Source organism: Staphylococcus succinus (genome assembly GCF_029024945.1).
GTDB lineage: Bacteria > Bacillota > Bacilli > Staphylococcales > Staphylococcaceae > Staphylococcus > Staphylococcus succinus.
Window position 1 is genome coordinate 1,312,054 of sequence record NZ_CP118976.1, and the last position, 25,983, is coordinate 1,338,036.

The 25,983-nt window shown below is 33.1% G+C and carries 26 protein-coding genes; 25 read left to right on the forward strand and 1 reads right to left on the reverse strand.

Annotated elements, in window-relative coordinates; translation table 11 throughout:
• The first annotated feature begins 31 nt into the window (after nt 1-31).
• The 17 genes from hemW (at nt 32) to recO (ending at nt 15,257) form a co-directional block, all read left to right on the forward strand.
• Entirely contained in the window at nt 32-1,156 is a 1,125-nt protein-coding gene (gene hemW / locus PYW31_RS06425; RefSeq protein ID WP_046836581.1) for a radical SAM family heme chaperone HemW, read from the forward strand.
• Nucleotides 1,157-1,255: 99 nt separating this feature from the next.
• Nucleotides 1,256-2,236 (forward strand): heat-inducible transcriptional repressor HrcA, encoded by a 981-nt coding sequence (hrcA, locus tag PYW31_RS06430; RefSeq protein ID WP_046836580.1) that lies wholly within the window; start codon nt 1,256-1,258, stop codon nt 2,234-2,236.
• Nucleotides 2,237-2,262: 26 nt separating this feature from the next.
• Nucleotides 2,263-2,892, forward strand: coding sequence for a nucleotide exchange factor GrpE (grpE, locus tag PYW31_RS06435; RefSeq protein WP_046836579.1), 630 nt, complete (start codon nt 2,263-2,265; stop codon nt 2,890-2,892).
• Between the two features lie 59 nt (nt 2,893-2,951).
• Entirely contained in the window at nt 2,952-4,796 is a 1,845-nt protein-coding gene (gene dnaK, locus PYW31_RS06440; RefSeq protein ID WP_046836578.1) for a molecular chaperone DnaK, read from the forward strand.
• Between the two features lie 148 nt (nt 4,797-4,944).
• The gene (gene dnaJ, locus PYW31_RS06445; protein ID WP_046836577.1) at nt 4,945-6,078 is read left to right on the forward strand and encodes a molecular chaperone DnaJ; all 1,134 of its coding nucleotides are present in this window, start codon (nt 4,945-4,947) and stop codon (nt 6,076-6,078) included.
• Nucleotides 6,079-6,081: 3 nt separating this feature from the next.
• Nucleotides 6,082-7,020: a 50S ribosomal protein L11 methyltransferase gene (gene prmA, locus PYW31_RS06450; protein ID WP_046836576.1), complete on the forward strand. Its 939-nt coding sequence runs from the start codon at nt 6,082-6,084 to the stop codon at nt 7,018-7,020.
• Nucleotides 7,021-7,022: 2 nt separating this feature from the next.
• Nucleotides 7,023-7,775 (forward strand): 16S rRNA (uracil(1498)-N(3))-methyltransferase, encoded by a 753-nt coding sequence (locus PYW31_RS06455; RefSeq protein ID WP_046836575.1) that lies wholly within the window; start codon nt 7,023-7,025, stop codon nt 7,773-7,775.
• A gap of 242 nt (nt 7,776-8,017) precedes the next feature.
• Nucleotides 8,018-8,194: a 30S ribosomal protein S21 gene (gene rpsU / locus PYW31_RS06460; RefSeq protein ID WP_046836574.1), complete on the forward strand. Its 177-nt coding sequence runs from the start codon at nt 8,018-8,020 to the stop codon at nt 8,192-8,194.
• Between the two features lie 403 nt (nt 8,195-8,597).
• Entirely contained in the window at nt 8,598-9,290 is a 693-nt protein-coding gene (locus tag PYW31_RS06465; RefSeq protein ID WP_371261103.1) for an NfeD family protein, read from the forward strand.
• Nucleotides 9,291-9,302: 12 nt separating this feature from the next.
• On the forward strand, nt 9,303-10,286 hold the full coding sequence (floA, locus tag PYW31_RS06470) for a flotillin-like protein FloA (protein ID WP_046836572.1): 984 nt from the start codon (nt 9,303-9,305) through the stop codon (nt 10,284-10,286).
• 14 nt (nt 10,287-10,300) lie between these two features.
• On the forward strand, nt 10,301-10,957 hold the full coding sequence (locus PYW31_RS06475; RefSeq protein ID WP_046836571.1) for a hypothetical protein: 657 nt from the start codon (nt 10,301-10,303) through the stop codon (nt 10,955-10,957).
• A gap of 382 nt (nt 10,958-11,339) precedes the next feature.
• A complete protein-coding gene (locus tag PYW31_RS06480) occupies nt 11,340-12,287 on the forward strand; it encodes a PhoH family protein (RefSeq protein ID WP_046836570.1) in 948 nt (315 codons plus the stop codon).
• The gene (ybeY, locus tag PYW31_RS06485; RefSeq protein ID WP_046836569.1) at nt 12,288-12,749 is read left to right on the forward strand and encodes an rRNA maturation RNase YbeY; all 462 of its coding nucleotides are present in this window, start codon (nt 12,288-12,290) and stop codon (nt 12,747-12,749) included.
• Between the two features lie 8 nt (nt 12,750-12,757).
• Complete coding sequence (locus PYW31_RS06490) at nt 12,758-13,093, forward strand: diacylglycerol kinase family protein (RefSeq protein WP_046836568.1); 336 nt, start codon at nt 12,758-12,760, stop codon at nt 13,091-13,093.
• A gap of 80 nt (nt 13,094-13,173) precedes the next feature.
• On the forward strand, nt 13,174-13,578 hold the full coding sequence (gene cdd, locus PYW31_RS06495; RefSeq protein WP_046836567.1) for a cytidine deaminase: 405 nt from the start codon (nt 13,174-13,176) through the stop codon (nt 13,576-13,578).
• Complete coding sequence (era, locus tag PYW31_RS06500) at nt 13,578-14,477, forward strand: GTPase Era (protein ID WP_046836566.1); 900 nt, start codon at nt 13,578-13,580, stop codon at nt 14,475-14,477. Before cdd ends, era begins: the two co-directional genes overlap by 1 nt.
• 21 nt (nt 14,478-14,498) lie before the next feature.
• On the forward strand, nt 14,499-15,257 hold the full coding sequence (gene recO / locus PYW31_RS06505) for a DNA repair protein RecO (RefSeq protein WP_046836565.1): 759 nt from the start codon (nt 14,499-14,501) through the stop codon (nt 15,255-15,257).
• Nucleotides 15,258-15,439: 182 nt separating this feature from the next.
• Here recO and PYW31_RS06510 read toward each other — a convergent pair whose 3' ends face one another.
• Entirely contained in the window at nt 15,440-16,831 is a 1,392-nt protein-coding gene (locus tag PYW31_RS06510) for a glycine--tRNA ligase (protein ID WP_046836564.1), read from the reverse strand.
• A gap of 346 nt (nt 16,832-17,177) precedes the next feature.
• On the opposite strand from PYW31_RS06510, the gene ccpN reads away from it, so the two are divergent.
• The 8 genes from ccpN (at nt 17,178) to PYW31_RS06550 (ending at nt 25,953) form a co-directional block, all read left to right on the forward strand.
• Nucleotides 17,178-17,801 (forward strand): transcriptional regulator CcpN, encoded by a 624-nt coding sequence (gene ccpN, locus PYW31_RS06515; RefSeq protein WP_082104706.1) that lies wholly within the window; start codon nt 17,178-17,180, stop codon nt 17,799-17,801.
• A gap of 13 nt (nt 17,802-17,814) precedes the next feature.
• Nucleotides 17,815-18,636 (forward strand): pyruvate, water dikinase regulatory protein, encoded by an 822-nt coding sequence (locus PYW31_RS06520; protein ID WP_046836562.1) that lies wholly within the window; start codon nt 17,815-17,817, stop codon nt 18,634-18,636.
• A 46-nt stretch (nt 18,637-18,682) separates the two neighbouring features.
• Nucleotides 18,683-20,467 (forward strand): DNA primase, encoded by a 1,785-nt coding sequence (dnaG, locus tag PYW31_RS06525; protein WP_046836561.1) that lies wholly within the window; start codon nt 18,683-18,685, stop codon nt 20,465-20,467.
• Between the two features lie 135 nt (nt 20,468-20,602).
• Nucleotides 20,603-21,709 (forward strand): RNA polymerase sigma factor RpoD, encoded by a 1,107-nt coding sequence (gene rpoD, locus PYW31_RS06530; RefSeq protein WP_046836560.1) that lies wholly within the window; start codon nt 20,603-20,605, stop codon nt 21,707-21,709.
• Between the two features lie 66 nt (nt 21,710-21,775).
• Entirely contained in the window at nt 21,776-22,453 is a 678-nt protein-coding gene (locus PYW31_RS06535; RefSeq protein WP_046836559.1) for a tRNA (adenine(22)-N(1))-methyltransferase, read from the forward strand.
• Nucleotides 22,454-23,557, forward strand: coding sequence for a Nif3-like dinuclear metal center hexameric protein (locus tag PYW31_RS06540; protein ID WP_046836558.1), 1,104 nt, complete (start codon nt 22,454-22,456; stop codon nt 23,555-23,557).
• A gap of 155 nt (nt 23,558-23,712) precedes the next feature.
• On the forward strand, nt 23,713-25,053 hold the full coding sequence (locus PYW31_RS06545; RefSeq protein ID WP_046836557.1) for a DEAD/DEAH box helicase: 1,341 nt from the start codon (nt 23,713-23,715) through the stop codon (nt 25,051-25,053).
• 9 nt (nt 25,054-25,062) lie between these two features.
• Nucleotides 25,063-25,953: a deoxyribonuclease IV gene (locus PYW31_RS06550; protein WP_046836556.1), complete on the forward strand. Its 891-nt coding sequence runs from the start codon at nt 25,063-25,065 to the stop codon at nt 25,951-25,953.
• Nucleotides 25,954-25,983 lie beyond the last annotated feature (30 nt).

The following is a 25,983-nucleotide window of genomic DNA, read 5'->3' on the forward strand; positions in this document are numbered from 1 at the left end:
TCTTCAAAAAATGAAAGAAGGTGAACGCAATATGGAAGTGAAAAGTGCTTATATCCATATTCCTTTTTGCGTAAGAATTTGTACCTATTGTGATTTTAATAAGTATTTTATACAAAATCAGCCGGTAGATCAGTATTTAGATTGCTTAATAGAAGAAATGGAACAAAGTGATGTTAGACAATTAGAAACTGTATTTGTTGGCGGTGGTACCCCAACAGCACTAAATTATGATCAACTTAAAAAGTTACTCGTAGCTATTACGCGTATTTTTAAAATCAAAGGTGAGTTTAGTTTCGAAGCTAACCCAGATGAATTAACGATAGAAAAAGTTCAATTACTTAAAGATTTTGGGGTTAACCGATTGTCTATGGGAGTACAAACATTTAATCCAGAATTATTAGAAATTCTGGGAAGAACACATAAAACAGAAGATATTTACCAATCGGTAGCTAATGCACGTCAAGTTGGTATACCTTCTATTAGTTTAGATTTGATGTACCATTTGCCACATCAAACAATTGAAGATTTTAAAGATAGTTTAGAAAAGGCGTTGGCTCTTGATATTGATCACATTTCTAGCTATGGATTGATATTAGAACCTAAGACAAAATTTTATAATATGTATCGTAAAGGCCAATTGAAAGTTCCTAACGAAGATATTGGTGAAGAAATGTATGAATACCTCTTAGAAAGAATGGAACAATCCGATATGCATCAGTATGAAATTTCTAATTTTGGAAAAGATGGGCATGAGTCAGAACATAATAAAGTGTACTGGAAAAACGAAGGGTATTATGGTTTTGGTGCAGGTGCAAGTGGTTATGTTAACGGTGAACGTTATAATAATGTTAATCCGGTAAACCATTATATTAAAAAAATCCAAAATAAGGAACGTCCTATTTTAGATTCGACGTTCCCAACTTTATCGGAACAAATGGAAGAAGAAATGTTTTTAGGACTGAGAATGAATCAGGGAGTCAATAAATCTAGATTTCAGCAAAAATTCAATACAAGCATAGATAATATATTTGGTACAGTTATTAATGATTTGATAGAACGCGAACTTATTATTGAACAAGAAGGATACATCTCGATGACGGAACGCGGAAAAGTGATAGGAAACGTTGTATTTGAGTCGTTTTTGTTAAATGTTTAAAATTTTAAAAAAAACGATGCTTTAACATTGACTTACTTTGACCAATTTGATAAATTATAATTAGCACTTGAAACAAAAGAGTGCTAATGAGGTGAAAGCATGATTAGTGATAGACAATTAAGCATTCTGAATGCAATTGTTGAAGATTATGTTGATTTAGGTCAGCCAATTGGTTCTAAGACTTTGATTGAACGACACAAATTGAATGTTAGTCCTGCTACTATTAGAAATGAGATGAAACATCTCGAAGATTTAGAGTTGATAGAGAAGACACATACTTCGTCAGGACGTTCACCATCAGAGTTAGGTATTAGATATTATGTGAATCAATTATTGCAACAAACATCTCATCAACAACAAACTAAAATACAACGTTTAAGAGATTTACTAGTCGAGAATCATTATGATATTTCTACTACATTGAGTGCATTTGCTAATGAACTTTCGATTGCATCTCAATATACAACGTTGGTAATGCGTCCAAATCATAAAAAAGATATAATTAACAACATTCATTTGATTCGAGCAAATGCCCACTTGGTTATTATGGTGGTTGTATTCACTTCTGGTCATGTTGAACATTTACATTTAGCTACACAAGTTCCGTTATCTAATGATAAGCTCACAAAGATATCGAATTTTGTTACTACTAAGTATAATAAATGGAATAATCAACAATTTGAAAGTGAATTAAATACGTTTGTGAAATCAGAACTTGAAAAGCAATTTATCAAAGAGATGTTACACACAATTGAAATCCACTTTGATAATCAAAGTAATGGCATTTTTATGGGTGGAAAGGTTAAACTAATTGATGCATTAAATGAATCAAATGTTTCCTCAATTCAACCTATATTGCAATATATAGAATCAAATAAAATCACACAACTACTTGATGATATGTCTCATTCGACGATTAACGTCAAAATAGGACATGAAATTGAATCGAGTTTGAGTGATATTTCTATCATCACAAGTGAATATCACATTGATGATAGGCTTAAAGGTCAAATTGCGGTTATTGGACCTACGGCAATGAATTATCAGAACGTAATACGATTACTAAATACGATTTGGTAATTAAGAATTGTATTGGAGGGCAGACAATGACAGAAAAAAATGAATCAGTATTTGATCAAGCTGCAGAAAATGAAGAAGTTAAAGATCAATCTCAGACATCTGAAAATGAAACAGTTGAAAATGCTGACGACACTAATAATGACAAAGTAAAAGACAATCTGCAAGAGGACAATACAGAAGAGATAGAATCAGATGTAGATCCTAAAGATGAAGAAATTGAACAATTGAAAAAAGATGTTCAAGAAAAAGAAGAAAAATACTTAAGATTGTACGCAGAATTCGAAAATTATAAACGTAGAATCCAAAAAGAAAATCAAACAATGAAAGAATATAAAGCTCAAGATGTGTTAAACGATATTTTACCAACTATCGATAACATTGAGCGTGCGTTACAAATCGATGGCGAAGATGAACAATTCAAATCACTGAAAAAAGGTGTTGAAATGGTTCATGAAAGCTTAATTAACGCTTTAAAAAATAATGGCTTAGAAAAAATTGAAACTGAAGGTCAACAATTTGATCCAAATGTTCACCAAGCTGTTGTTCAAGATGATAATCCAGATTTTGAATCAGGAGAAATCACTCAAGAATTGCAACGTGGTTATAAATTAAAAGATAGAGTATTAAGACCTTCAATGGTTAAAGTAAATCAATAACCTTTAATATTGATGAAAATACCAATAATTTTAAACAAACATACAGGAGGAAATTAATTATGAGTAAAGTAATAGGCATTGACTTAGGTACAACAAATTCATGTGTAGCAATCTTAGAAGGCGATGAGCCAAAAGTAATCCAAAATCCAGAGGGTGCTAGAACTACACCATCAGTAGTAGCATTTAAAAATGGTGAAACTCAAGTAGGTGAAGTTGCTAAACGACAAGCAATTACAAACCCTAACACAATTCAATCAATCAAACGTCATATGGGTACACAATATAAAGTTGACGTTGAAGGTAAATCATATACACCACAAGAAATTTCAGCGATGGTTTTACAAAATCTTAAAAGTACAGCTGAAGACTATCTAGGTGAAAAAGTAGAAAAAGCAGTAATTACTGTTCCTGCATACTTTAATGATAGTGAACGTCAAGCTACTAAAGATGCTGGTAGAATTGCTGGCTTAGAAGTAGAACGTATTATCAATGAACCAACAGCAGCTGCTTTAGCATATGGTTTAGATAAAACTGAAACTGACCAAAAAGTATTAGTATTTGACTTAGGTGGCGGTACATTCGACGTTTCTATTTTAGAATTAGGCGATGGTGTATTTGAAGTACTATCAACTGCTGGCGACAATAAACTTGGCGGCGATGACTTTGACCAAGTAATTATTGACTATTTAGTATCTGAATTTAAAAAAGAAAATGGCGTAGATTTAGCACAAGATAAAATGGCATTACAACGTCTAAAAGACGCAGCTGAAAAAGCTAAAAAAGACTTATCTGGTGTATCTCAAACACAAATTTCATTACCGTTCATCTCAGCAGGAGAAAATGGTCCTTTACATTTAGAAATCAACTTAACACGTTCTAAATTTGAAGAGTTATCTGACTCATTAATCAGAAGAACTATGGAACCTACTCGTCAAGCAATGAAAGATGCTGGTTTATCAAGTTCTGACATTGATGAAGTAATCTTAGTTGGTGGTTCTACTAGAATTCCAGCTGTTCAAGAAGCAGTTAAAAAAGAAGTAAATAAAGAACCTCATAAAGGTGTGAATCCAGACGAAGTAGTAGCTATGGGTGCATCAATTCAAGGTGGCGTAATCACTGGTGATGTTAAAGACGTAGTATTATTAGACGTAACACCATTATCATTAGGTATTGAAATTATGGGTGGACGTATGAATACACTTATCGAAAGAAATACGACTATTCCAACATCTAAATCACAAGTTTACTCAACAGCAGCAGATAACCAACCGGCAGTTGATATTCATGTATTACAAGGTGAACGTCCAATGGCATCAGACAATAAAACACTTGGAAGATTCCAATTAACTGATATTCCAGCAGCTCCACGTGGCGTGCCTCAAATCGAAGTAACATTTGATATTGATAAAAATGGTATCGTAAACGTTACAGCAAAAGACTTAGGCACAAATAAAGAACAAAATATCACAATTCAATCAAGTTCTTCACTATCAGATGATGAAATCGATCGTATGGTTAAAGATGCTGAAGAAAATGCTGAAGCTGACAAACAACGTCGTGAAGAAAGTGACTTAAGAAACGAAGCTGATAGCTTAGTATTCCAAGTTGAAAAAACAATTACTGACTTAGGCGAAAACATCAGTGAAGAAGATAAAAAAGATGCTGAAGATAAAAAAGATGCATTAAAATCAGCGCTTGAAGGCGAAGATATTGAAGATATCAAAGCTAAAAAAGAAGAATTAGAAAAAGTTGTTCAAGACTTATCAACAAAAGTTTACGAGCAAGCTGCGCAAGCTCAACAACAAGCTCAAGGTGAAGAAGGAAACGAAGCACAAGATAGCAACGTTGAAGATGCAGATTTCAAAGAAGTGAAAGATGACGACAGCAAAGATAATCAAAAATAAGTTGAGTCATAGACTAATTAATTGTTAATGATAGAAAAATATGACACAATTGCTTAGCCAAATTAAGTCAAAGTCAATTGAACATTGGCTTTGACTTTTTCTTTTTTTATCAGTGATTTAACAAAACAGAGTAAAAGGAGAGATAACAGTGGCCAAAAGAGATTATTATGAAATCTTAGGTGTTAGTAAAGATGCTTCTAAAGATGAAATTAAAAAGGCTTACCGTAAATTATCAAAACAATATCATCCAGATATTAATAAAGAAGAAGGTGCCGACGAGAAATTCAAAGAAATCTCTGAAGCATATGAAAATTTAAGCGACGATAATAAGCGTGCAAATTATGACCAATTTGGACATAACGGCCCGCAAGGTGGCTTTGGAGGCCAAGGCTTTGGCGGTCAAGATTTCAGTGGCTTTGGAGGCGGCGGTTTCGAGGATATATTCAGTTCGTTCTTTGGAGGCGGACGTCAACGTGATCCAAATGCACCTAGAAAAGGTGACGACTTACAATATACGATGACCGTAACATTTGATGAGGCTGTTTTTGGTAGTGAAAAAGAAATTTCAATTCGCAAAGATGTTTCTTGTCATACTTGTCATGGTGAAGGTGCTAAACCTGGCACTAAGAAAAAAACATGTGAATATTGTAGTGGCTCAGGTCATGTTTCAGTAGAACAAAACACAATACTTGGTAGAGTTAGAACAGAAAAAGTTTGCCCAGTATGTAGTGGTTCAGGTCAAGAATTTGAAGAACCATGTCCAACATGTAAAGGTAAAGGTACTGAAAATAAAAGCGTCAAAATCAGTGTTACAATCCCAGAAGGTGTAGATAATGAACAGCAAATCCGTTTAGCAGGTGAAGGTGCTCCAGGTGAAAACGGCGGTCCACAAGGTGATTTGTATGTTGTGTTCAGAGTTAAACCTTCAGAAACATTTGAAAGAGATGGAGATGATATCTATCACTCGCTTAATATTAGTATTGCACAAGCATCATTAGGTGACGAGGTTAAAGTACCTACACTTAAAGGTAGTGTGATGTTGACAATTCCATCAGGTACTCAAACTGGAAAACAATTCCGTCTTAAAGAAAAAGGGATTAAGAATGTTCATGGTTATGGCTATGGAGATTTGTTTATTAATATAAATGTTGTAACTCCGACTAAGATGAATGATCGACAAAAAGAATTATTAAGAGAATTCTCAGAGATTGATGGGGAAGAAATTACAGAACAACCTAATAATTTCAGAGATAAAGCTAAAAGATTCTTTAAAGGAGACTAGTATATGAACTGGACCGAAGTATCAATAACTGCTAACCATGAGGTGTCACCAATTATTTCTAATATATTAGAGGATTCTGGATCGAATGGTGTAGTTATAGAAGATTCTAATGATTTAAACCATGATTTTGAAGATAAATTTGGTGAAATATATGAGCTCAGTGAAACTGACTATCCTGAAAAAGGGGTAAGGTTGAAGGCATATTTCAATGAAATGAAGTATACAATGCAATTTAAAAATGACTTATATAGTCGGATTTCTGACATTGAGTCATTAGATCATAATCTGTTTAAATTTGACGAACAAACAATTCGTGAAACGGATTGGGAAAATGAATGGAAAAACTATTTTCATCCTTTCCGTGCGTCAAAATTATTTACCATTGTTCCGAGTTGGGAAACATATCAGCGTGAAGATGATAGTGAATTGTGTATTGAATTAGATCCTGGAATGGCATTTGGTACTGGTGACCATCCAACAACGAGTATGTGCTTAAAAGCGATTGAGACGTATGTAAAACCTAGTGATTCGGTTATTGATGTTGGTACAGGTTCAGGTATTTTAAGTATAGCTTCTCATTTACTTGGTGTTGAACGTATCAAGGCATTAGATGTAGATGAAATGGCAGTCAAAGTTGCTAAAGAAAATTTTGCTAAAAATCATTGTGAAAATGCAATTGAAGCTGTACCGGGAAACTTGCTTAAAGGCGAAACAGAAAAATTCGATATTGTTATTGCGAATATTTTAGCTCATATAATTGATGAAATGATTGAAGATGCTTATAATACATTAAATCAAGATGGTTATTTTATAACATCTGGTATTATTGAAGAAAAACATGAGGCTATATTGGATCATATGAAGCGTAGTGGTTTTAAAATTATTTCGATAAGTCACGATAATAGTTGGGTTTCTATCGTTGGCCAGAAAGTGAGCGAATAATTATGCAAAGATACTTTATTGACCAAAACGCTGATGTACATCAGCGTTTTTTTATTACAGACACAGGTGATATCCACCATATAACTAATGTTATGAGGCATCAAATAGGTAATGAAATTATACTCACGTTTGCCAATCAATCTGTATACAGATGCAAGATTACCAATATAAACATAGATAGTATTGAAGTAGCGTTAGTTGAACATCTAAAAATAGATACAGAATTACCACAAAGTATTACTATATGTAGTGGATTAATTAAAGCTGATAAATATGAATGGATGCTACAAAAGGCAACGGAACTAGGAGCGAGTGAATTTATCGCTGTCGGTATGGAACGTTCTATAGTGAAGCTAAATAACGACAAAGTTGCAAAAAAATTAGAGCGTTGGCAAAAAATTATTAAAGAAGCTGCTGAACAAAGTTATAGGTTAACCATTCCTAACATAACCTATCAACCTAGTTTGAAAATAATCTATAATCATATAGAAACATATGATTATGTCCTTATTGCTTATGAAGATGCAGCGAAAAATGGAGAGATTAGTAATTTTAAAGCACTTCTTCAAAAATTTAAACCTGGAGCTCGTATATTAGTTATATTTGGTCCAGAAGGTGGACTTTCTGAAGAGGAAGTAAGCTTGTTTGATGAAGCAGGTTCTCAAATTGGGCTTGGTCCTAGAATTTTAAGGGCTGAGACAGCACCATTATATGTCCTTAGCGCTATAAGTTTTCAAAAAGAATTATTAGGGTGATTTGTAATAGGGATATTGTTATTTTAACTAAAAATATTAAATAATTACGTGGAAAAGTGTGATTTTTCGCGTTAGTGTACGATATTACAAATACTAGTGCCTACACAGTTTAGATTTAAATTTAAAAAAATAAATTTACTAATTGACCACATTAATCAGATATATTATACTAAATTATACATGGTTCATTACCATGTAATGATACTAAAGTTTCGTTGATATTTGGAGGGAGGGAAATACACATGTCTAAAACAGTAGTCAAAAATAACGAATCACTTGAAGATGCGTTACGTCGTTTCAAACGTACAGTTTCTAAAAGCGGTACAATTCAAGAAGTACGTAAACGTGAATTTTACGAAAAACCTAGCGTTAAACGTAAAAAGAAATCTGAAGCTGCGCGTAAACGTAAATTCAAATAATTAATTGTTTCGTTGACTCCCTCAACACCAACATTAATTATAAATCATAATAGCCTTCGTTGTTTAACAACGAAGGCTATTATTTTTTTACTTTAATTTTTTTAAAGTCATTAATAATAGAGCAAATTTTAGCGTAGTTAAAAATACAAAATGAGTCACTGTTTTGAAATATTATTAGTGAATTTCAGGAAATTTACTAATTAGAAAAGATAGTTTATTAAAATTTGAACGAATGTGTTGATCATCTATCAAATAAAGATTCTATTTTATAATTACTATATTACTTCAAAGTTAATCTATTTATAATTTAATGGTATTTTATAATGCAAACGCTATAAACAAACACTGATTTCATGTATAATTAAATAGAGAGCGAGGTGATAGAGTGATTTCTTTGAGTAGTATACATAATATCTTTTCGTCCAACTTTATTGAAAATAATAGCTGGATAGATAACGCAGCAAACCTAATTGTCAATCCGTTTATCACTTTAATTTTAACTTGTATTATTTTTATGGGTTTTTTATATCAATTATATTCAAATAAAATCAATCTTGTAGGGATTATTGCTACATTAGCCTTATTAATTTTCTTCTTAGGCTTTTTTGTAAAAGGAGATGTTAATTTTTATTCGGTAGTTTTATTTGGAGTTGGGGTTATATTTATAATAATTGAACTTTTTGTCGTAGGTGCAATTATTGGTATTATAGGTATGGGCCTTATCGTTTTCAGTATTATTACATTAGGTGACAATTTAGTTTTTATGATTGCCAATGTTGTCGTAGCATTAATATTATCAATCATAGAATGGGTGGTACTTGTGAGAATATTTAAGCGAAATATTCCATTTTTAGATAAAGTTGTTTTAAAAGATTCTACAAATGCAGAGGCAGGCTACACTTCACATGAAGATCGCTCTCATTTAGTTGGGCAAACTGCTACAACGTCTACAGATTTAAGACCAGCAGGAATCATTACATACAATGATGAACGTATTGACGCAGTTTCTGATGGGTCATTTATTTTACGGAATAAAGAAGTGACCATATTAGAAGTTGAAGGTACTAGAGTTGTTGTAAGAGAAAACGAATCATAAAGGAGAGAAAGTATGATCGGATTAATTATTATTGTCGCTATAGTAGTAATAGCACTTTTATTACTATTTTCATTCGTTCCAGTGGGCTTATGGATTTCAGCAATTGCTGCTGGAGTAAAAGTAGGTATTGGAACATTAGTTGGTATGAGACTGCGTAGAGTTTCTCCACGTAGAGTAATCTCGCCATTAATCAAAGCACACAAAGCTGGTTTGAATTTAACTACAAACCAATTGGAATCACATTATTTAGCTGGAGGTAATGTTGATCGAGTTGTTGATGCGAACATCGCAGCGCAAAGAGCTGATATCAATTTACCGTTTGAACGTGGCGCAGCTATTGATTTAGCTGGTCGTGATGTATTAGAAGCTGTGCAGATGTCAGTTAATCCAAAAGTTATAGAAACACCATTTATTGCTGGTGTAGCTATGAATGGTATCGAAGTAAAAGCTAAGGCGCGTATTACTGTACGTGCTAACATCGCTCGTTTAGTCGGTGGTGCTGGTGAAGAAACAATTATTGCCCGTGTAGGTGAAGGTATTGTATCTACAATAGGTTCTAGTGAACACCATACACAAGTTTTAGAAAACCCTGATAACATTTCTAAAACTGTTTTAAGTAAAGGCCTAGATTCTGGTACAGCATTTGAAATTTTATCTATCGATATTGCTGATGTAGACATTAGTAAAAATATTGGTGCAGATTTACAAACTGAACAAGCACTTGCAGATAAAAATATCGCCCAAGCTAAAGCGGAAGAGCGTAGAGCAATGGCTGTTGCACAAGAACAAGAAATGAAAGCGAAAGTTCAAGAAATGCGTTCTAAAGTTGTAGAAGCAGAAGCAGAAGTACCACTCGCGATGGCTGAAGCACTACGTTCAGGTAATCTTGGTGTTAAAGATTACTACAATTTAAAAAATATCGAAGCAGATACAGGTATGAGAAATTCAATTAACGAACGAACAAATCAAGAAGATGATGAATCACCGGATAAATAATTAGGGGTGATTAAATGAATATAGGTATTATTATCTTTGTAATATCTGTAATAGTAACAATTATTGGTGCTATTAATGACAAAAGCCACAAAGAAAGACAAAACCAAAAACCACCAGTAAACAAACAACCTAATAATCGTGGCGGACGACCTGAAAAACGTGGTTTTCTTGAAGAAATAGGAAAAACATTCAAAGAAATAGAAAAGCAAATGAATGAAGGACCTACAATGAAAGAAGAGCGTCCAGCACAACCAACTAAACCAGTTGAGACACGTGTAGAAAAAATGGAAACGTCAGAGCCACGAACATCTCAAAGAACAACTAGAACAGACAACCAAACTGAAGCTGAAAAAGAAAAAATGTCGAAGCAACAACAAAATTCAGAATTACAGAGACAACTTGAAGCTGACCTGGTAGGCAAACTACAAAATGTACGTACTGAAATAGATCGTGAAAACGAAAAAAAATTACAAAGAACTGAAAGAAAAGCGCGTGCAATTATTGCAGATAAAAATTTGTCTGAAAAAGCTAAGCGTTATCGTTTAAAACAGTTAATGAATGCGCACGCTATACAAAGTTCAGGTACAAATGAACGTTTGAGATTTGATGAAGATGAGGTTGTGAATGGTATTATTTGGTCAGAAATATTAGATAGACCCAAAAAACTGTAATATATAATAGGTCTTTAAAAGAACACCATACAAAGTCAGTAATTATAGACTTTGTGTGGTGTTTTTAATTTAAATAATAATGTCATTCGTTTACACCGAAAAATATATAAATATTAGCATGAAAAGTAAAGCTTAATTGAATTTGTATACATATATGTAAAATAGTTGTTAAATTTAATGAATATATCTCGATTTAAAAACTCTTTGAAATAATAAATAGACAATTCGTGATATAATAGGTATGTAAATACAATAGTTTTTTCGAGTAAATACATTATCGTATTGCTAGAAAATGCTACGCTAGTGAATAATAATTTTTGTAACTTAAAATCTAATAAGATAAAATAAGATGAATCGAATATATTTGTAAAGGAGCACATATATGCCTGGTATTATTCAAATAAATGACATCAATGAAGCTCAAGCGCTCATTGGTAATAACGACGAACACCTTAAAGCAATTGAGGAAGGGTTTGATGTCATTGTACATGCTCGAGGTCAAGAAATTGCTGTAAAAGGTGAAGTAATCGAGGATGTAGAAAAAGCAGAATCAGTACTCATTAATCTTTTGAAAGTAATTCAACAAGGTGTTTCGATTTCTATAAAAGATGTTGAAGCGGCTATTAAAATGGCGAAAAATGGGACGATTCAATACTTATTAGATTTATATGATGATGAAATTACTAAAGATGCATTTGGTAAGACTATTCGTGCTAAGACAATGGGACAACGTTTATACGTAAATGCAATGCATCATAACGATTTGGTATTTGGCGTTGGACCAGCAGGAACAGGAAAAACATTCTTAGCGGTTGTCTATGCTGCCAAACAATTGCGTAAAGGAAATGTAAAGCGTATTGTGCTGACAAGACCTGCAGTGGAAGCTGGAGAGTCCTTAGGTTTCTTACCTGGGGATTTAAAAGAAAAGGTAGATCCTTATTTACGTCCGTTATATGATGGGTTGAATACTGTTTTAGGTAGAGAACAGACAGCCAGATTTATAGATAGAGGAATAATCGAGATCGCACCTTTAGCTTATATGAGAGGCAGAACGTTAGATGATGCGTTTGTGATATTAGATGAAGCACAAAATACGACACACGCTCAAATGAAAATGTTTTTAACTCGACTAGGTTTTGGTTCAAAAATGGTAGTGACGGGTGACCATACGCAAATAGATTTACCTAAAGGCGTAAAAAGTGGACTCAAAGAAGCTATAAAGAAACTTAAAGATGTTAAAGGGCTAAGTATTCATCATTTAGATCAAAGTGATGTTGTACGTCATCCATTAGTAAGTAAAATTATTGATCGTTACGAGGGAGAGGAGTAAATGTTTACTATAGATTTTAGTGATCATACAGATTTAGTAAAACAAGAATGGTTTGAACAAATAGATAGCCTTCTGACATTCGCAAAAACACAGGAAAATATTGATGGTGAAGCAGAACTTTCAGTTACCTTTGTGGATAAAGTAGAAATTCAAGAAATAAATAAAATGTATCGTGATAAAGACAAAGTAACGGATGTTATTTCTTTTGCTTTAGAAGAAGATGAACCTGAAATTACGGGGCTTGACATGCCAAGAGTATTGGGCGATATTATTATTTGTACTGATGTTGCGAATGAACAAGCAGAATCTTATGGACATTCTTTTGAAAGAGAACTCGGTTTCCTTGCGCTACATGGATTCTTACATTTATTAGGCTACGATCATATGAATGAGCAAGATGAAAAAGAAATGTTTGGTCGCCAAGACCGAATTCTAAACGCATATGGATTAACGAGAGATTAGAGGCACATATGAAACGATTTAATTATGCATTACAAGGTATGCACGTGCTATTAAACAAAGACAATAAATTTTTGTTGCATTTAATAAGTGCACTCATTGTAGTTATCTGTGGCGTATGGTTTGGTATATCGCGTGTAGATTGGATTTTCATAATCTTAGCCATTGGGATTGTCCTTGCCTTCGAAGCGATAAATACAGCATTAGAATACGTGGTTGATTTAGTGACAGATGATTATCATATTTTGGCAAAAAAAGCTAAAGATGTTGCAGCTTTTAGCGTAATGATTGTATCCGCTATTGCATTTGCTATAGGCCTTTTAATATTTCTGCCATATGTATTTTAAATATATAGAAATTTTTCATAAAGTTATTTTCCAAAAGTACTAAACTATTAAATATTAACACTGAATGGGAGAGATTAACTGTGGGATATCAACCACATTATTTAACAGAAGTTAGAACTGCACAAGCCAATGCTTACGCACCTTATAGTAATTTCAAAGTGGGCGCTTATTTGCGGACGAAAGATGGAAAGGCATTTCACGGTGCCAATGTCGAAAATGCAGCATATCCAATGGCTATTTGTGCAGAAAGATCTAGTTTAGTATCTGCAATATCAGAAGGCTATAAGCCAGGTGATTTTGAGTCAATCACTATTACTGTTGATGCGGATAAACCATCTTCACCATGTGGTGCATGTCGTCAATTTATGAAAGAACTCTGTGATGATGACATGCCCGTATATATGACAAATCAAAATGGAGATTTAATAGAATCGACGGTGGGGGATTTATTACCACTAGGATTCTCTGGAAAGGATTTAAATTAATGACAGCACATAAATCAGGATTTATATCAATAATAGGCAGACCCAATGTTGGGAAATCTACTTTTGTGAACCGTGTAATCGGTCATAAAATAGCAATCATGTCTGATAAAGCGCAAACGACAAGAAATAAAATACAGGGCGTTATGACACAAGACGATGCTCAAATCATATTTTTAGATACACCAGGTATTCATAAACCTAAACACAAACTAGGCGATTATATGATGAATGTTGCTAAAAATACACTATCTGAAATAGACGCGATTATGTTTATGGTCAATGTTAATGAAGATATTGGTCGAGGTGATGAATTTATCATGGATATGCTGAAATCAATTAAAACGCCGGTGTTTTTAGTATTAAATAAAATTGATTTAGTTCATCCAGATGAACTTATGCCAAGAATCGAAAAATATAAAAAGTATATGGACTTCACAGAAATAGTGCCGATTTCTGCACTTGAAGGTTTGAACGTAGACCACTTTATTGGTGTATTAAAATCATATTTACCTGAAGGACCTAAGTATTACCCTGATGATCAAATTTCAGATCACCCTGAGCAGTTTGTCGTTGGGGAACTCATCCGTGAAAAAATATTACACTTAACGAGTGAAGAAATTCCTCATGCTATCGGTGTCAATGTGGATCGTATGATTAAAGAGGATGAAGATAGAGTGAGAATTGAGGCTACGATTTATGTAGAAAGAGATTCTCAAAAAGGTATTGTAATTGGTAAAGGCGGTAAAAAACTTAAAGAAGTCGGTAAACGCGCTAGACAAGATATTGAAAGATTATTAGGGTCTAAAGTTTACTTAGAACTATGGGTAAAAGTACAAAAAGATTGGCGTAATAAAGTGAATTTCATTCGTCAAATGGGTTATTTAGAAGATCAAGACTAATTCGAGAGTCGGTGAGCTAATGTGTTAATCAAACAAAAAGGTATTATTATAAAAACGGTTGATTATGGCGAATCCGATAAAATTGTTACGATTCTAAATGAATTTGGCGCGAAAGTGCCATTAATGGTCCGAAGAGCTAAAAAAAGCAAGAGCGGCTTACAAGCTAATACACAATTATTTGTGTATGGCTTGTTTATTTATTCTAAGTGGAAAGGAATGGGGACATTGAGTTCTGTTGATGTAATAGAACAAAACTATCATCTCCGCCTAGATATATATGAAAGCAGCTTTGCCAGCTTATGTACAGAAGTAATAGATCGGTCTATTGAGCATGAGGAAGTATCACAATATAGTTATGACTTATTGCATTTCATTTTAGAGAAAATTAAAGAGGGTGTGTCTGCTCAACTTATGTCAGTGCTCGCCTTATTAAAATGTATGACAAAATTTGGATTTAACGCTATTTTTGATAAATGTATTGTGACAGGTAATACAAGTCAATCTGATTTAATCGGTTATAGTTTTAAGTTTGGTGGCGCCATATCTGAAAGCGCAAGATATGAAGATCCTCACGCCCTTATTTTATCTAATAAAACCCTGTATCTTTTAGATATCTTACAAAAATTACCAATTCATCAGATGAGTACGCTACGTATACATGATCATATCGTTGATGAGATGTCTGAATTAATGCTTATGTTATACAGTGAATATGCTGGAATGTATTTTAAAAGTCAGAAATTAATAAACCAATTACTTAGATTAGATCATCTTTCTTAATTGATTTAAAATATGAGATAGCGTAATGAAATATGAAGTTTTTTGTTCAACATAAAAGTGCAGTTCGTATAAAACGGGCTGCACTTTTATAATTTCATTTATTCATTAAGTTCATGATTAAAAAAAGCTGATAGATGACCATATGGTCACTCTATCAGCTTTTAATATGATATCAAGTTAAATTAGAATTTAACTTTTTCAGTTAAAAATGCTTCTAATTCTGAAATTGGCATACGTACTTGTTCCATTGAATCACGATCACGTACAGTAACCTGTTGATCTTCTAATGAATCAAAGTCAAACGTAATACAATATGGTGTACCAACTTCATCTTGACGACGGTAACGTTTACCAATTGATTGAGACTCATCAAAATCAATTGAGAAGTTAGCGCTTAATTGTTCAAATACTTTAATCGCTTCGCCAGATAATTTCTTGCTTAATGGCAATACTGCTGCTTTATATGGTGCTAATGCTGGATGGAAACGTAAAACTGTTCTAGCTTCTTTGCTTCCTTCAACACCTTCTTCATCATAGGCATCACATAAAAATGCTAATGTTACACGGTCAGCACCTAAAGATGGCTCTATACAATAAGGGATATATTTTTCGCCTGTCTCTTGGTCATGATATTGGAAATCTTCACCAGAGTGCTCACTGTGTTTTTTCAAGTCAAAGTCTGTACGACTTGCAATACCCCATAATTCTCCCCAACCAAATGGGAAGCGGTATTCGATATCTGTTGTAGCGTTAGAGTAATGAGATAGCTCATCATCGTCATGGTCACGTAAACGTGTATACGCTTCGCTTAAATGTAAGTCTTTTAACCATTGGCTAGCATAGTTCTTCCAATAATTTTGCCATTCAATTTCTTCACCAGGTTTACAGAAGAATTCTAACTCCATTTGTTCGAATTCACGTGTTCTGAAGATAAAATTGCCAGGTGTAATTTCATTACGGAAAGATTTACCGATTTGTCCAATACCAAATGGTAATTTTTTACGCATCGTACGTTGAACATTTTTATAGTTTACAAAAATACCTTGAGCAGTTTCAGGGCGTAGGAAAATTTCATTTGTTGAATCTTCAGTCACACCTTGGAATGTTTTGAACATCAAATTGAATTGACGAATATCTGTCCAATTTGCAGTTCCACTTACAGGACAAACGATACCTTCTTCATCAATGATGCGTTTCATTTCATCAAAGCTAAGACCATCAGCTACAAAGTTTTCATCACCTTTAACATTTAACATGTGATCTTCGATGATTTTATCAGCACGATAACGTATTTTACTATCTTTGTTATCGATCATTGGATCATTAAAGTTACCTAAATGACCAGAAGCTTCCCAAGTTTTTGGATTCATTAAAATAGCCGCATCTATACCAACGTTGTATGGAGATTGCGTGATGAATTTTTGCCACCATGCTTTTTTTACATTATTTTTTAGTTCTACACCTAGAGGGCCGTAATCCCATGTGTTTGATAAACCACCATAAATTTCACTACCAGGGAATACAAAACCTCTATGTTTCGCTAATTGGACAATTGTTTCCATATCTTTTGCCATTATAAAATACACTCCTTTTTTACATAAAAACGCCCCAAGACAAAGAAATGAGCCTAAAAGCTCTATCAAAGTCTTGGGACGAGTTAATCTTTTTAATCACATATGTAATATGTGCTTATTTGAAAATTTCTTGTTAACCCGCGGTTCCACCCAAATTAGTGTGTACACTCGCTTTTGATAATCATTTAATTGTGGCCATTGTTACTTGTTAAGCTTGCACCATCCTTAACTCGCTTCAAATATAATTTTAATGTATTGATGGTTTATAAGCAAGTAAATATATGTATTTGTAGCAATTAAAAATTCAATGTATAATTGAGAAGAATGAGTAAAGGGGTGAAGTCGTATAGAACTGAGTAAAAGGCAACAACAAATAGTTGAGATTGTCAAAAACAATGGACCTATTACAGGTGAGCACATCGCAGAACGACTGAGTTTGACACGTGCCACTTTGAGACCTGATTTAGCGATTCTTACTATGTCGGGAATTCTGGAAGCAAGACCACGTGTAGGTTACTATTATTCAGGTAAACCGAAAAATAAATTGATTGCTGATCAATTAAAACAATATATTGTAAAAGATTACGCGTCACATCCAGTTGTAGTAAAAAGTGAAATGACTATTTATGATGCGATATGTACTATATTTTTAGAGGATGTAAGCACATTATTCGTCATTAATAATGATGGAGATTTTATGGGCGTTTGTTCCCGTAAAGATTTGTTAAGGGCGTCTATGATTGGCGAAGATATACACACTATGCCTGTAAATATAATTATGACACGCATGCCTAACTTACACTTTGTACTTGAAGACGAGAGAGTTATACATGCTGCAAATCTTATGATAGAAAAGGAAATAGATTCCTTGCCTATTGTGACAAAAAAAGAGAATGGTAAATATGAAGTGAAAGGTCGCGTCTCTAAAACGACAATTAGTAAGATTTTTGTATCATTATTTAACGAATAGGTGGTTAATATATATGGAAAATATTAAAATTATAGTCGCATCTGACTCAGTAGGAGAAACAGCTGAATTAGTAGCTAGAGCATGTATTTCACAATTCAATCCAAACCAATGTGATAGTGAAATAAGTAGATATCCTTATATTGAATCTTTGGAAAATGTTGATGAAGTGATACAGGTGGCGAAAGATACAGATGCCATTGTTGTTTATACGTTAGTTAAACCCGAAATAAGAAAGTATATGGAAGAAAAATTAAAAGAACTTGAAGTGAAATCTGTAGATATCATGGGCCCTCTGATGAATATCTTACTAGATAAAATAGATGATCAACCTTATTTTGAGCCGGGGTTAGTTCATCAATTAGATGAAGCCTATTTCAAAAAAATTGATGCCATTGAGTTTGCAGTAAAGTATGATGATGGTAAAGACCCTAAAGGTTTATCAAAAGCTGATATCGTATTATTAGGTATCTCTCGAACTTCAAAAACACCTTTATCTCAGTATCTTGCACATAAAAGTTACAAGGTGATGAATATTCCTATTGTCCCTGAGGTTACACCACCGGATGAATTATTTAATACAGATGCTTCAAAGTGTATTGCCTTAAAAATAAGTGAAGAAAAGTTAAATAAAATTCGTAAGGAGCGTTTAAAGCAATTAGGCCTTGGTGATAGCGCGAGGTATGCTACAGAACAGAGAATCGAAGAAGAACTCAATTATTTTCATGAATTAGTTGATAAAATTGGTTGTCCGATTATTGATGTATCAGACAAAGCAATAGAAGAAACTGCTAATGATATTATCAGTATTATTGAGCAAAATAGTTTTAAAAAATAAAGGAAACAATTATAATATTATGACTAATATTTTATAGGTGATTAATTTGCGAATCGAACAATCAACAATAAACGAAATAAAAGATAAGACTGACATACTCGATCTCGTAAGTGAGTATGTGAAATTAGAAAAAAGAGGGCGTAATTATATTGGCTTATGCCCTTTTCATGATGAAAAAACGCCTTCTTTTACTGTTTCAGAAGATAAACAAATATGTCATTGCTTTGGCTGTAAAAAAGGGGGGAATGTCTTTCAGTTTACACAAGAAATCAAAGATATTCCTTTTACAGAAGCGGTCAAAGAACTAGGTGAACGGGTAAATATTAAAGTAGAGACAGACACTCACTCAGCTAATAACGAAGCCACGCACCAAGTTGCCTCTGAAGATTTGCAAATGATTGAAATGCATGAACTCATGCAAGAATATTATCACTATGCATTAAAGAAAACAGTCGAAGGTGAAGCAGCGTTAAACTATTTAAAAGAACGTGGGTTTACAGATGCGCTTATCGATGCACGAAAAATTGGTTACGCGCCTAATACATCACATTTCTGCCATGACTTTTTACAAAAAAAAGGCTATGATATCCAATTAGCATATGAAGCGGGTCTGTTATCTAGAAATGAGGAGAACTTTAGTTACTACGATCGGTTTAGAGATCGTATCATGTTTCCTTTAAATAATGCTCAAGGAAGAACGGTAGGTTATTCTGGTAGAACATATACAAACCAAGAACCTAAATATTTAAATAGTCCAGAAACACCTATTTTCCAAAAACGTAGACTTCTTTATAATGTAGACCAAGCGCGTAAGACAATACGTAAAGTGGATGAAATTATATTATTAGAAGGTTTTATGGATGTCATTAAGTCTGATCAAGCAGGCTTAAAGCAAGTCGTAGCTAGTATGGGAACGCAAATATCACAAGAGCATATAGCGTTTATAAAAAAATTAACTTCAAATGTCACACTTATGTTTGATGGGGATTTTGCGGGTAGTGAAGCTACAATTAAAACAGGACAAGCTTTATTACAGCAAGGGTTTAATGTTTTTGTAGTGCAACTTCCTAAAGATATGGATCCAGATGAATATATTGGTAAACATGGAGCTGATGCTTTTAATTATTATGTCGAACACGAAAAAAAATCTTTTATTTTATATAAAGTTCATATTCATCAAGATGAAATTGAGAATAATGATCTAGCATATGAAAGGTATTTAAAAGAGATAACAAATGACATTTCCTTAATGAAATCATCTATTCTACGTAAAAAGATATTGCAAGACGTATCTGAATTGTTTAAAGTTAGCTTGGATAGTCTAAATAATGAAGTAGGACACCAACAAGATTATTATGAACCGCAAAATTATCAAATGCCATCACTTCCGCAATTTAATAATCTAAGTAAACAAGAAAAGGCGGAGCGCGCTTTACTTAAACATTTTATGAACGATAAAGACATTTTCTTAAATTATCACAAATCTCTTCAGTTAGAAGACTTTACAAATCAGTTTTTTAAGCGTATATTTAATATTTTACACGAGTTTTACTCTGAAAATGATACGTTCAATATTAGTGATGTATTGCAATACATCGATTCCAATGAAATCAAGGAAGCATTTATATCATTAGACAACTATATGATAAATGAAGAACCATTTGAATATGAAATCGATGACTATATAAATACATTAACAACTAATAGAAATGAAGAAACGATAGAATCGCTTAATCAAAAGCTCCGGGAGGCTTCAAGGTTAGGTGATTTAGAATTGCAAAAATATTATTTAGAAAAAATTGTAAATCATAATAAAAATAGAATGAATTAATTCGATAATGAATATATCTGTATATTAATGGAATTAACAACATGTGTACTAGGGTATGATTTTGAGTAGATTTCACTTATTTTGTCTTAAAAATATTTTAGTATTCAGTTGATATTATATTCGGGAGGCCATTTCATGTCTGGAAATAAAGTTAAAGTTAAAAAACAAACCATAGACCCATCTCTAACTTTGGAAGATGTAAAAAAACAATTGATTGAAAAAGGTAAAAAAGAAGGTCACCTAAGCCATGAAAAAATTGCTGAGAAAATGCAAAACTTTGAAATGGATTCTGATCAAATGGACGAATTCTTTGACCAACTCACTGACAATGATATTAGTTTAGTGAATGAAAAAGATAGTTCTGATACCGATGATAAATTAAATCCTAATGACTTAAGTGCACCTCCAGGTGTTAAAATAAATGATCCAGTCCGTATGTATTTAAAAGAAATTGGACGTGTGAATTTATTAAGTGCTGCAGAAGAGATTGAATTAGCTAAGAAAATTGAAACAGGCGATGAAATTGCTAAATCACGTTTAGCCGAAGCTAACTTACGTCTGGTAGTTAGTATTGCCAAAAGATACGTAGGTCGCGGTATGTTATTCCTTGACTTAATACAAGAAGGGAATATGGGCTTAATTAAAGCGGTTGAAAAATTTGACTTCAGTAAAGGGTTTAAATTTTCAACTTATGCAACGTGGTGGATTCGTCAAGCAATCACACGTGCAATTGCTGACCAAGCACGTACCATTCGTATTCCAGTTCATATGGTAGAAACAATCAATAAATTGATTCGTGTACAAAGACAGTTATTACAAGATTTAGGCCGTGATCCAGCACCAGAAGAAATTGGTGAAGAGATGGATTTACCACCTGAAAAAGTTAGAGAAATACTAAAAATAGCACAAGAACCCGTTTCATTAGAAACGCCAATCGGTGAGGAAGATGACAGTCATTTAGGTGATTTCATAGAAGACCAAGAGGCTCAAAGTCCTTCAGATCATGCAGCTTATGAGTTATTAAAAGAACAATTAGAAGATGTTTTAGATACATTAACTGATCGTGAAGAAAATGTCTTACGCTTACGTTTTGGCTTAGATGATGGAAGAACTCGTACATTAGAAGAAGTTGGTAAAGTCTTTGGTGTTACAAGAGAACGAATTCGTCAAATAGAAGCTAAAGCACTTAGAAAATTAAGACACCCAAGCAGAAGTAAACGTCTGAAAGACTTTATGGACTAATTTTCCAGCTCTTTTGTACATTGATGTACAAAAGAGCTTTTTACTTTTACATAGAGGAGAACTATTATGATTCCATTAAATCAAAGATTAAAAAAAGTGAGTAGTTATATTAAAGGCGATTGTTTAGCTGATATTGGTTCAGATCATGCCTATTTACCTATCTATGCTATCGACAATAATATTGTTAAAACAGCAATTGCTGGTGAAGTCATTAAAGGACCATATGATGCATCGAAGCGAAGCGTAAGTGATCATCAGTTGAATTCCGTTATAGATGTAAGATTAGGTGATGGATTGTCTGTGATTGAAGAAAAGGATGACATTTCGTCCATAACGATATGTGGCATGGGCGGCCCTTTAATTGCTAAAATTATTAGTGAAGGTTCCGATAAATTACAAAATCGGCCTAGATTAATTTTACAGAGCAATATTCAATCTAGTGCGATTAGAAAATGTTTAGCGCAATTAAATTATGAAGTTATAGCTGAAGATATATTAGAAGAAAAAGGTCATATATATGAAATTATTGTGGCAGATTTTACTAAACAACAAATTCAATTAACTGAAATTGAGGAGAAATTTGGACCGAAACTTGTTATGAATAAAAATCAATTGTTTTATAAAAAGTGGAAGCACGAACTAAACTCACTTTATAAAATAAAGCAAAATTTAAATCCACAACAGCATCACGATCGCTTAAAAGAAATTGATGAAGAAATTAATTTAATTAATGAGGTGATTTAAATGAATATTGATAAATTAATGCGAATTATTGATAAACATGTGCCATTAAATACTGCAGAATCATGGGATAATGTTGGTTTACTTATTGGAGACCAAAATGCTGAGGTTGAAGGAATATTAACTGCTTTAGACTGTACTGAAGCAGTTGTAGAGGAAGCAATAACTACGCAAAGTAATACAATCATTTGTCATCATCCACTCATTTTCAAAGGTGTAAAAAATATAACTCAGCAAGAAGGTTCTGGGGCAATTATACGCAAACTCATCCAAAATGATATTAATCTTATTGCACTTCATACAAATTTGGATGTATACCCTGAAGGTGTTAATGCGATGCTAGCAGATAAATTTGGATTATTGGATCAACGAATTTTAAATCCGGAAATTGTAAATTATTATAAAGTGCAAGTATTTATACCGAAAGCTAATATTGAAACTTTTAAAAACAAAATAAGTGAAGCCGGATTAGCAAAAGAAGGAGAATATGAATATTGTTTCTTCGAAAGTCCAGGTACTGGGCAATTCAAACCAGTTGGTGATGCTCATCCTCATCTAGGCGTTTTGAATGAAATTGAGCATGTTAATGAATATAAATTAGAATTTATGATAAATCACTCACAAAAGAAATTAACACAACAACTCATTCACACCCACCATCCTTACGAAACACCGGTGTACGATTTCATAGAAATGGAACAAGAAGCAAACTATGGCTTAGGTATGATTGGTGAACTTTCAGAACCGATGACAGTACAAGCATTTGTTAATTTAGTTAAGTCACAATTAAACATGCCTAGTGTACGTTTTACAGGGAATCAAGACAGCTCAATTCAAACAGTTGCAGTTATAGGTGGTTCAGGCATAGGCTTTGAATATGCTGCAGCGAGTCAAGGTGCTGATATTTTTGTGACTGGAGATATAAAACATCATGACGCATTAGATGCCAAAATAGCAGGTATCAATTTATTAGATATAAATCATTATAGTGAGTATGTTATGAAGGACGGTCTAAACCAGTTATTAACAAAATGGTTATATGATGAAGATATTAAATGTGAAATAAAAACATCACGTTTAAATACAGACCCGTTTGAATATTTATAATTATTCATGTCTCTAACGAGGCATTGAATATACATTGTAATGCCAGAAATACAACGAGCATGAGCGCAATCAGTTGAAACGAAATAATAATTTAGTTCAAAATTGTAGATGAATGCTTTATAATAGTAAAGATGAAGATTTAAGGAGGCCAAGACATGGCGAATCACCCATTTGAGAATTTTAATTTAGAACCAAGTCTGATAGATGCTGTGAAGGACTTGAATTTTAGTCAACCGACTGAAATTCAAACGCGAGTAATTCCAAAAATAATAAAGCAAGCAAGTTTGATAGGTCAATCGCAAACAGGTACTGGTAAATCACATGCGTTTTTATTACCATTAATGCATTCTATTGATATTAATGTAAAAGAGCCACAAGCGATAATTGTGGCGCCTACTAGGGAATTAGCACAGCAATTATTTGACGTAGCAAGTCATTTAGCTAAGTTCAAAAAAGAAGTGTCTGTTAAATTGTTTATTGGTGGAACAGATATAGAAAAAGATCGTCAACGTGCTAAGAGCCAACCGCAACTGATTATTGGCACACCAACACGTATTAATGATTTAGCTAAACATGGTGATTTACATGTCCACTTAGCTTCTTATTTAGTCATTGATGAAGCCGATCTAATGATTGACTTAGGTTTAATTGAAGAAGTAGACCATATAGCTTCGAGATTAGATGAAAACACAAATATCGCAGTGTTCAGTGCTACAATTCCAAGATCATTGCATCCATTTTTAACCAAGTATCTAGAAAATCCAGAGTTTATTGAAATAGAAAATACTGAGAAAAATAAGAAAAATATTGAATTTTATTTAATACCAACTAAAGGTGAAGCTAAAGTAGAAAAAACTTTAAAATTAATGGATGTCCTAAATCCATATTTATGTATCATTTTCTGTAATAGTAGAGACAGTGCAGATGAATTAGCGAAACAACTTAATGCTGCTGGAGTTAAACTTGGTATGATTCATGGTGGACTTACGCCAAGGGAACGTAAACAACAAATGAAACGTATCAGAAATTTAGAGTTTCAATTTGTAATCGCAAGTGACTTAGCTTCTCGTGGTATTGATATAGATGGTGTGAGTCATGTAATTAATTTTGACGTGCCGAAAGATATAGACTTTTTCACGCATCGCGTTGGACGTACAGGACGTGGACAATATAAAGGTGTAGCTATTACACTATATAGTCCAGATGAAGAAGCACATGTAGCTTTAATTGAGCAACAAGGGTATCATTTTGAGAATGTTGACATAAAAGATAATGAGCTAAAACCAATTAAAGCACACAACACGCGTCAAACACGTAAAAATAAAGACGATCATTTAACAAATCAATTAAAATATAAAGTTAAAAGTAACAAGAAAAAAGTTAAACCTGGTTATAAAAAGAAATTCAAACGTGATTTAGATGATTTGAAACAAAAAGAACGTAAACAATTTAGCAAACGTCAAAATCGACAAGAAAGAAAAAATAAAAAAGGATAGGTGACCTTTATGTTATTAGGCTCTCATGTATCTATGAATGGTAAGAAAATGTTGCAAGGTTCTGCTGAAGAAGCACATAGACTCGGCGAATCTACTTTCATGATTTATACAGGTGCTCCTCAAAACACTAGAAGAAAACCGATCGAAGAATTAAATATTGAAAAAGGTCATGAAATCATGGAGGCACATGGACTATCTAATATTGTAGTTCATGCGCCTTACATTATTAATATCGCAAATACGTTAAAGCCACACGTATTTGAACTTGGAGTCGAGTTCCTACAAAGTGAAATTGAGCGCACGCAAGCACTTGGAGCAAAAGATATCGTACTCCATCCTGGTTCTCATGTAGGTGAAGGATCAGAAGTCGGTATTAAAAAAATTATTGAAGGTCTAAATGAAGTTTTAACAAATGATAATAATGTTAGAATTGCATTAGAAACTATGGCAGGCAAAGGTTCTGAAATTGGAAGAAACTTTGAAGAAATCGCTCAAATTATTGACGGTGTCAACCACAATGAGCGCTTATCAGTATGTTTTGACACATGTCATACACATGATGCTGGTTATAATGTCAAAGAAGACTTTGATGGCGTATTAAATGAATTTGATAAAATTGTGGGTATAGACCGAATAAAAGTTGTCCATGTTAACGATAGTAAAAATGATATTGGTGCACACAAAGATAGACATGAAAACATAGGATTCGGATATATTGGTTTTGATGCTTTGAATTATGTAGTTCATCACGATGCCTTTAAAGATATTCCTAAAATATTAGAAACACCATTTGTAGGGGAAGATAAAAAGAATAAAAAGCCTCCTTACAAACTAGAAATTGAAATGTTAAAACAGCAACAATTCGATCCAGAGTTAAAAAACAAATTATTAGCAGAATAATATATTTAAAACTAATCACTTTTATTACAT